Source organism: Microcoleus sp. S36b_A4 (genome assembly GCF_036700645.1).
In the GTDB taxonomy this organism is placed as follows: domain Bacteria; phylum Cyanobacteriota; class Cyanobacteriia; order Cyanobacteriales; family Microcoleaceae; genus Microcoleus.
Genome location: NZ_JAUBPI010000207.1, coordinates 1 through 1,970 on the forward strand (window position 1 = coordinate 1; position 1,970 = coordinate 1,970).

At 38.5% G+C, this 1,970-nt stretch carries 4 protein-coding genes; all 4 read right to left on the reverse strand.

Features of this window, described 5'->3' with window-relative positions:
* Positions 1 to 58 precede the first annotated feature (58 nt).
* The 4 genes from QUA03_RS29125 to QUA03_RS28795 all read right to left on the reverse strand — a co-directional run bounded on the left by QUA03_RS29125 (position 59) and on the right by QUA03_RS28795 (position 1,854).
* Positions 59 to 391 (reverse strand): transposase, encoded by a 333-nt coding sequence (locus QUA03_RS29125; protein WP_445304888.1) that lies wholly within the window; start codon positions 389 to 391, stop codon positions 59 to 61.
* A 54-nt stretch (positions 392 to 445) separates the two neighbouring features.
* Positions 446 to 721 (reverse strand): hypothetical protein, encoded by a 276-nt coding sequence (locus tag QUA03_RS29130; protein ID WP_445304889.1) that lies wholly within the window; start codon positions 719 to 721, stop codon positions 446 to 448.
* Positions 722 to 961: 240 nt separating this feature from the next.
* Positions 962 to 1,552 (reverse strand): IS630 family transposase, encoded by a 591-nt coding sequence (locus tag QUA03_RS28790; protein WP_333217126.1) that lies wholly within the window; start codon positions 1,550 to 1,552, stop codon positions 962 to 964.
* An 11-nt stretch (positions 1,553 to 1,563) separates the two neighbouring features.
* Entirely contained in the window at positions 1,564 to 1,854 is a 291-nt protein-coding gene (locus QUA03_RS28795; RefSeq protein ID WP_333217128.1) for a helix-turn-helix domain-containing protein, read from the reverse strand.
* Positions 1,855 to 1,970 lie beyond the last annotated feature (116 nt).

The window sequence follows — 1,970 nt, forward strand, 5'->3', positions numbered from 1 at the left end:
TGTTTTGGTAAAAATTGTAATCTCACACTTTTTACATTATAACCGATAACTAATCAACTTATTTATTTTTCATTCCTAAGTCTTTGAGCGCTCGATAAACGACACCATCATCGGCAATGCAAGTGCCCTTTTTCTGTCGCAAAGCGAAGTCTATCTTCCTTTGCCTGAGCCAAGAAGCCAGTTGGACGCTGTGAAATTCGCGGTCGGCTAAGACCAGAACTGGATAAGGCTTCAACAGCCGCAATACTGGAGTTAAAACTTTTTTTTGTTCGTGCAAGCTACTACTTCCTTTTTTAGGTAATATTTCCCAATAAACGGGAATGGCATACTTCCCCCAGGCTAAACTTAACACGATTAAATTTCGCTCTTGCCATTGCGTTCTATCGACCATTAAAAACAGATATCCTTGATGAATGAGTTGGAGTTTTTCGACTCGTCTTCGTTGTTATCGATTGCTCGGTTGACGGCGAAACTCTTGTTTGAGGAGCTGTTTGATGAGTGGAAACCACAACAGCTTGGCTGTCAGTTGAGGTAAGTCTAAAAACCGTTGCAGATTTCTCACTCGACTTTCATACTTTATCGGTTGTGGAAACTTGTTGGCTAAAGTAGATAAGCTGACATCTCGATAGCTTTGTAACATTAACACTAACAATTGTAGCGTTAGATACTGGCGAGGATTTAGATGCGTCTCGAAAACTTTTTGGTATAATTGAGGGAACATATATTTTGTGTGGGGGTCGCAGCGACCCCCCAATTTTTTGGGGTGACGGTTGGCTCAAACCCTTATTCTACCTGATTTGCAGCCCTCTTGTCACCCCTTGAGATAAAAAAGTCACTTATTGGTGTAGTGATGAAACTCGTCTAGGGCTGCATACAATTTGTCGCCGCAAGCTGACGCTTTCAGGCGTAAAGCCCATTGGGAAGCATCAATGGAAATTTGAGTGTTTTTGGCTGTAAGTAGTTAAGCAAAATTAATTACATAATTATCTCCAAATCCTTTAAGAATTCTTTCTACAGATGAAACAAGAGATGGCCAGCTAGAGTAGGCATCTATTTCGAGCCATTGATATTTGATAAACCGCCACAAAATCTCAATTAAATTAAATTCAGGTGAATAAGTAGGCAATTCAAATATAGTTAAACCGCGTTCTTTCCATTCTTCAATTTTCTCGAAAATGGCATTGCTAGTATGGATAGAAGCTTGATCTAGTACAATAACTGTTGGCCGCTCCACCACATCAAAGAAAGTATCTATGCAGGCTATGATTACATCAGAATTAATAGTCTGCTCTGAAACATAAGCAGGTCGAGTGTTTTGCCGATTCATGATTCCCAAGACATTTAAACGCTTTGTTCTACGACTATCAATTGACAAATATTCACCAATATCTTGCCATCCATAAGGGACACAAGGGATGCCACAAAATCCGGACTCATCCAAATAGTATAAATCAATTTTTCCCTCATCTTCTAATTGTTTTAATTCTGACAACTTTTCTTTTTTTTCCTTGTATTCTATGGGGTCTGGCTTGCCGCCAACACCTCGACGCATCCTATGCCAACTCATCCTTTTTTTTTAATTATTCTCTTAATTGTTTCTGTACTTATATTAACAGACCATTCTTTTTTGATTTTTTGTACTACTTGCTTTAATTGTTTGGGTTGCAATTTTACCCAGTCTCTAATTTGATCTGATTGTGCGGAATTAAATGTTTCTTTTCTGCCTCTACCTGGTTTATTATATAATCCGAGCATTCCCTCATCTTCCCATCGATTCAACCAGTTATACATAGTCTTATAACTAACTTTAAAAATTTTCATTAAATTTTCATTCTTGATATTTTGTGAAGCCAAAATTAACCCTCTTTTGTCACTCTACGCAGAGGAAAAGTGTAAATAGGGCTTGCTGAATATATCGCCCGCGTGTTACGTGGCCTGGGTTATTTGATCGCGCGCTCAATAGTAAAGTG

What these genes read in the sequence shown, in the direction of transcription:
- QUA03_RS29125 (WP_445304888.1), bottom strand. Translation starts at nt 391, where the DNA reads ATGGTCGATAGAACGCAATGGCAAGAGCGAAATTTAATCGTGTTAAGT.
- QUA03_RS29130 (WP_445304889.1), bottom strand. Translation starts at nt 721, where the DNA reads ATGTTCCCTCAATTATACCAAAAAGTTTTCGAGACGCATCTAAATCCT.
- QUA03_RS28790 (WP_333217126.1), bottom strand. Translation starts at nt 1,552, where the DNA reads ATGCGTCGAGGTGTTGGCGGCAAGCCAGACCCCATAGAATACAAGGAA.